Source organism: Streptomyces sp. NPDC004658 (assembly GCF_040609555.1).
Taxonomy (GTDB): domain Bacteria; phylum Actinomycetota; class Actinomycetes; order Streptomycetales; family Streptomycetaceae; genus Streptomyces.
On record NZ_JBEXKG010000102.1, the window covers coordinates 23269 to 29327 of the forward strand.

At 71.2% G+C, this 6059-nt stretch carries 5 protein-coding genes; 4 read left to right on the top strand and 1 reads right to left on the bottom strand.

Annotated elements, in window-relative coordinates:
- Positions 1-92 precede the first annotated feature (92 nt).
- Entirely contained in the window at positions 93-1295 is a 1203-nt protein-coding gene (ftsY, locus tag ABZV94_RS28185; RefSeq protein ID WP_356345116.1) for a signal recognition particle-docking protein FtsY, read from the top strand.
- Positions 1296-1391: 96 nt separating this feature from the next.
- On the opposite strand, the gene ABZV94_RS28190 is transcribed toward ftsY, so the two are convergent.
- The gene (locus ABZV94_RS28190; RefSeq protein ID WP_356345119.1) at positions 1392-2054 is read right to left on the bottom strand and encodes a bifunctional DNA primase/polymerase; all 663 of its coding nucleotides are present in this window, start codon (positions 2052-2054) and stop codon (positions 1392-1394) included.
- A gap of 457 nt (positions 2055-2511) precedes the next feature.
- On the opposite strand from ABZV94_RS28190, the gene ABZV94_RS28195 reads away from it, so the two are divergent.
- From ABZV94_RS28195 to ABZV94_RS28205, 3 genes are all read left to right on the top strand, one after another.
- Positions 2512-3990 (top strand): hypothetical protein, encoded by a 1479-nt coding sequence (locus ABZV94_RS28195; RefSeq protein WP_356345122.1) that lies wholly within the window; start codon positions 2512-2514, stop codon positions 3988-3990.
- Positions 3991-4331: 341 nt separating this feature from the next.
- The gene (locus ABZV94_RS28200; RefSeq protein WP_356345124.1) at positions 4332-5672 is read left to right on the top strand and encodes an ammonium transporter; all 1341 of its coding nucleotides are present in this window, start codon (positions 4332-4334) and stop codon (positions 5670-5672) included.
- Positions 5669-6007 (top strand): P-II family nitrogen regulator, encoded by a 339-nt coding sequence (locus ABZV94_RS28205; RefSeq protein WP_356345127.1) that lies wholly within the window; start codon positions 5669-5671, stop codon positions 6005-6007. Before ABZV94_RS28200 ends, ABZV94_RS28205 begins: the two co-directional genes overlap by 4 nt.
- Positions 6008-6059 lie beyond the last annotated feature (52 nt).

Below are 6059 nucleotides of genomic sequence, written 5' to 3' on the forward strand. Positions count from 1 at the left end.
TGCTCCCACTCCTAGTGATACGTGGCGTTTGTCTCTCGGAGGAAGCCACAAACGGGGTTCGCGGACACCCCATGGCCGATACTGGACGGGTTATGGAAACCGTCATCCTTGCTGTAGTCATCGCCGTGGTCGTGCTCGGCGCGCTCGGCGGGCTGATCGTGGGCAGCCGGCGCCGGAAGCCGCTGCCCCCGCCGCCCCCCCAAGCGCCCGACATCACCGCGCCCCCGGCCGAGCCGCACGTCGGCGACGAGGCCGAGACGCCGCGCGACGAACCGCGCCGGACGATCGAGGAGGTGGATCTTCCCGGCGGCCCCGCACCGGTCGTCGTCGAGGAGCCCCCCGTGGTCGAGGCTCCCGAGATCGAGATCCCGGAGCCCACCGCAGGCCGGCTGGTCCGCCTGCGCGCCCGCCTGTCCCGCTCGCAGAACGCCCTCGGCAAGGGCCTGCTCACGCTGCTCTCGCGCGAGCACCTGGACGAGGACACCTGGGAGGAGATCGAGGACACGCTGCTCACCGCCGACGTCGGCGTGCAGCCCACTCAGGAACTGGTCGAGCGCCTGCGCGAACGGGTCCGGGTCCTCGGCACCCGCACCCCCGAGGAGCTGCGCGGTCTGCTCCGCGAGGAGCTGCTCACGCTGATCGGCACCGACGTCGACCGCACGGTCAGGACCGAGCCCGAGGACCGCAAGCCGGGCATCGTGATGGTCGTCGGCGTCAACGGCACCGGCAAGACCACCACCACGGGCAAGCTCGCCCGCGTGCTCGTCGCCGACGGCCGCAGTGTCGTGCTCGGCGCCGCCGACACCTTCCGTGCCGCAGCCGCCGACCAGCTCCAGACCTGGGGCGAGCGCGTCGGCGCCTACACCGTGCGCGGCCCCGAGGCCGGCGACCCCGCCTCCGTCGCCTTCGACGCGGTCAAGGAGGGCAAGGAGATGGGGGTCGACGTCGTCCTCATCGACACCGCCGGCCGCCTGCACACCAAGACCGGCCTCATGGACGAGCTGGGCAAGGTCAAGCGGGTCGTGGAGAAGCACGCGCCGCTGGACGAGGTGCTGCTCGTCCTGGACGCCACCACCGGCCAGAACGGCCTGGTCCAGGCCCGCGTGTTCGCCGAGGTCGTGGACATCACCGGCATCGTGCTGACCAAGCTGGACGGTACGGCCAAGGGCGGCATCGTCATCGCGGTCCAGCGCGAGCTGGGCGTGCCGGTCAAGCTGGTCGGGCTCGGCGAGGGCGCGGACGACCTCGCGCCGTTCGAGCCGGAGGCGTTCGTGGATGCCCTTATCGGAGAGTGAACCACCCGCGGACGCCGGCAGGCGGTCACGCGGCACCGAGAAGCTCCCGCCCCGAGGTGCAGTCGGGGACGGGAGCTTCGTCTTGGCCGGGCGGCGCTACGCCCGGGCCCGGGACCGGTGGGCCACGTACGCCAGCGTGCCGAGCAGCAGCCGGGCCGCCGGGAGCCGCGTCGCCGAGTCCAGCGCGGGCGGGCGCAGCCAGCGCACCGGGCCGAGGCCACCCCGGTCGGAGGGCGGCGCGGTGATGTGCGCGCCGGGGCCGAGGCCCCGCAGGTCCAGTGCGCCCGGGTCGTCCCAGCCCATGCGGTACAGCAGCCGGGGCAGGTCGGCGGCGGCACCGGGCGCGACGAGGAAGTGGGCGCGGCCGTCGGGGGTCGCGGTCACCGGGCCGAGCGGCAGGCCCATCCGCTCCAGGCGGACCAGGGCGCGGCGGCCGGCGGGCTCCGAGACCTCGATGACGTCGAAGGCCCGGCCCGCTGGCAGCATCACCGAGGCGCCGGGGAACTCCGACCAGGCCTTGCTCACCTCGTCCAGCGTGGCCCCGGCCGGAACGGGCGGGGCGAAGTCCAGCGGATGGGCGCCCGGTGCCGCGCAGTCGGCCCGCCCGCAGGAGCAGACGCCCCCGGCGGCCCGCGCCCCCGGCACCACGTCCCAGCCCCACAGCCCGGTGAACTCGGCGACGGCGGTGCACTCCGCGGACCGGCCGCGCCGGCGCGTGCCGGAACGGATCTCGCGGATGCCGCCGATCGTGAAGCCCATGCCCCCTCCAACGGGTCAGCGCGCCGGTGGTTACGCCACGGAGCGAGACGGAAGCGGAACGTAACGCTACGGCTCCGCCTCCCCGCGGTGACGCGGCGCTAAGGCGGCGCCTTGAGGTGCGGAGGGTGGCGCACCGGGGGGATGCGCGCCCCTGAGTGCATCACTCCGCCCACTTCCGGCCGTCCTATGTCAAGTGAATCGCGTGCAGGCCACGGTGAGTTCATTCGAAGGGGTGGCGAATGGTGGCGTTTCAGGGATCCCTGTGGTTGGACGGGTGATCGTAGGATTACTGTGAGTGTGCGAGTCCCCGGGGCACATGCACTCGTGGGTATGCCGGAGGCAAGTCGTCAAACCGTTCGAAGGGTGAGAACCAGCGGACGGGAGGCCGTATTTACCGGCATTCTGATAGGGCTTGGCGCATCGGGCGACAAGTGGTCTCAGGGATGGGGGCGTTCCAGTGGGCGGCAACGGCGGAAGCGGGACACACGCTGACAAGCGCCCCAACGAGCTGCTCGGCTCGTGGTTCGTGCGCAGCGGCTGGTCCAAGGGCGAGCTGGCCCGCCAAGTCAACCGCAGAGCCCGCCAGTTGGGTGCCAACCACATCTCCACCGACACTTCCCGGGTGCGCCGCTGGCTGGACGGGGAGAACCCGCGCGAACCGATCCCGCGCATCCTCTCGGAGCTGTTCTCCGAGCGCTTCGGCTGCGTCGTCTCCATCGAGGACCTCGGCCTGCGCGCCGCCCGCCCGTCGCCCGCCGCCTCCGGAGTCGACCTGCCCTGGACGGGCCCGCAGACGGTCGCCCTGCTCGGCGAGTTCTCCCGCAGCGACCTGATGCTCGCCCGGCGCGGCTTCCTCGGCACCTCCCTCGCGCTGTCCGCCGGCCCCTCCCTCATCGAGCCCATGCAGCGCTGGCTCGTGCCCACCCCGTCCTCCCCGGCCCCGCCGGAGCCCCAGTCCGCGCTCGACGCGCGCAGGCCGGGCCGGCTCTCGCGGCCGGAGCTGGAGCTGCTGGAGTCCACCACGCGCATGTTCCGCCAGTGGGACGCCCAGTGCGGCGGTGGCCTGCGCCGCAAGGCGGTCGTCGGCCAGCTGCACGAGGTCACCGACCTGCTCCAGGAACCCCAGCCCGAGGCCACCACCCGCAAGCTGTTCAAGGTCGCCGCCGAACTGGCCGAACTGGCCGGCTGGATGTCGTACGACGTCGGCCTCCAGCCCACCGCCCAGAAGTACTTCGTGCTCGCCCTGCACGCGGCCAAGGAAGCCGGGGACAAGCCGCTCGGGTCGTACATCCTCTCCAGCATGAGCCGCCAGATGATCCATCTCGGCCGGCCCGAGGACGCCCTGGAGCTGATCCACCTCGCCCAGTACGGCAGCCGCGACTGCGCGAGCCCGCGCACCCAGTCCATGCTGTATGCGATGGAGGCCCGCGCCTACGCCAACATGGGCCAGCCCGGCAAGACCAAGCGCGCCGTCCGCATGGCCGAGGACACCTTCGCCGAGGTCGACGAGTGGGACGAGCCGGACCCCGACTGGATCCGCTTCTTCTCCGAGGCCGAGCTGTACGGCGAGAACTCCCACTCCTACCGCGACCTCGCCTACGTGGCCGGGCGCAGCCCCACCTACGCCTCCCTCGCCGAGCCGCTCATGCGGCGGGCCGTGGAGCTGTTCGCCGAGGACGCCGAGCACCAGCGTTCGTACGCGCTCAACCTCATCGGCATGGCCACCGTGCACCTGCTCCAGCGGGAGCCCGAGGAGAGCACGACCTATGCGACGCGCGCCATGGAGACCGCCAAGAAGGTCCGCTCCGAGCGTGTGAACACTCGTATCCGAAAGACGGTCGACACGGCCGTCCGCGACTACGGCGACCTCGCCGCCGTCGTCGACCTCAGCGACCAGCTCGCCGTCGACCTGCCGGAGGCCGCCGAAGCCGTCTGACCGCCACAGCACACCGGACCCCGGCCGCGGCCGGTCCTCCCGAACTGCCCGACTCGGCTCCCCCATGCCAGGTCATCGGAAGGCCCGCCGCGGCCGGCTCGTGTCTGCGCGCCTGCCCCGTGCAGAAGGTTGCGCCACGATAACGATCGCGCGGCCCGGCATCTGGCACTTCATCGACGCGTAACACACAGGGCGCCTTCGTCACCCCGGCGAAACAACGAGGGGCTTCCACCGAAACCGCGCTGCGTCAGTCTCATGGCGCATAACCGGCCCACCCCTCACCCGACCGGACCGCTCAGGCACCGCCCGCACGGGGCCGTACAACCGACGAGGAGACGCCGATGGCACCAGCCATCATGCTTGCGGCGGACGCACCCAAACTGTCGTCCGCCAACACAGGCTTCATGCTCATCTGTTCCGCCCTGGTGATGCTCATGACCCCGGGACTGGCCTTCTTCTACGGAGGCATGGTCCGCGTCAAGAGCACCCTGAACATGCTGATGATGAGCTTCATCAGCCTCGGGATCGTCACCATCCTGTGGGTCCTCTACGGCTTCTCCCTCGCCTTCGGCACGGGCAACAGCCTGCTCGGCTGGAACGCCGACTGGATCGGCCTCAGCAACATCGGCCTGACGCAGCTCTGGGACGGCTACACCATCCCGATCTTCGTGTTCATGGTCTTCCAGCTGATGTTCGCGATCATCACCCCGGCCCTGATCAGCGGCGCCCTCGCCGACCGGGTCAAGTTCTCCGCCTGGGCGCTCTTCGTCGCCCTGTGGGTCACGATCGTCTACGTCCCGGTCGCCCACTGGGTCTGGGGCGCCGACGGCTGGGCCTACAAGCTCGGCGTGATCGACTTCGCGGGCGGTACGGCGGTCCACATCAACGCCGGTGCGGCGGCGCTCGGTGTCATCCTCGTCATCGGCAAGCGCGTCGGCTTCAAGCGCGACCCCATGCGCCCGCACAGCCTCCCGCTGGTCATGCTCGGCGCCGGTCTGCTGTGGTTCGGCTGGTTCGGCTTCAACGCCGGCTCCTGGCTCGGCAACGACGACGGCGTCGGCGCGCTGATGTTCGTCAACACGCAGGTCGCGACGGCCGCCGCGATGCTGGCCTGGCTCGCCTACGAGAAGATCCGGCACGGCGCGTTCACCACGCTCGGCGCCGCCTCCGGCGCGGTCGCCGGTCTGGTCGCCATCACCCCGTCCGGCGGCGCCGTCTCCCCGCTCGGCGCGATCGCCGTCGGCGCCATCGCCGGTGTCGCCTGCGCCGCGGCCGTCGGCCTGAAGTTCAAGTTCGGCTACGACGACTCCCTCGACGTCGTCGGCGTCCACATGGTCGGCGGGATCATCGGCTCCCTGCTCATCGGCTTCTTCGCCACCGGCAAGGGCCAGTCCACCGCCACGGGCGTCTTCTACGGCGACCACACGTGGGACCAGCTGTGGAAGCAGTGCGCCGGTGTCTTCGCGGTCCTCGCCTACTCCCTGGTCGTCTCCGCCGTCCTCGCCTTCCTCCTCGACAAGACCCTGGGCATGCGGGTCACCGAGGACGAGGAGATCTCCGGCATCGACCAGGCGGAGCACGCGGAGACCGCATACGACTTCAGCGGCGCCGGCGGCGGCGTCGCCGGAACCCTCGCCGCCTCCGCCCTGGCCGCCGCGCAGAACAAGAAGGTGGACGCATGAAGCTCATCACCGCCGTCGTGAAGCCCCACCGGCTCGACGAGATCAAGGAAGCCCTCCAGGCCTTCGGCGTCCACGGGCTCACGGTCACCGAGGCCAGCGGCTACGGCCGGCAGCGCGGCCACACCGAGGTCTACCGCGGCGCCGAGTACACCGTCGACCTCGTACCCAAGATCCGCATCGAGGTGCTGGCCGAGGACGACGACGCCGACCAGCTGATCGAGGTCATCGTCAAGGCCGCCCGAACCGGCAAGATCGGTGACGGCAAGGTCTGGTCCCTGCCCGTCGAGGCGGCCGTACGGGTCCGCACGGGCGAGCGCGGGCCGGACGCGCTCTGACACAGCACAATCCGAGTCAGGGGAACGTCGGGGGAAACGGAACAGGAGTCGC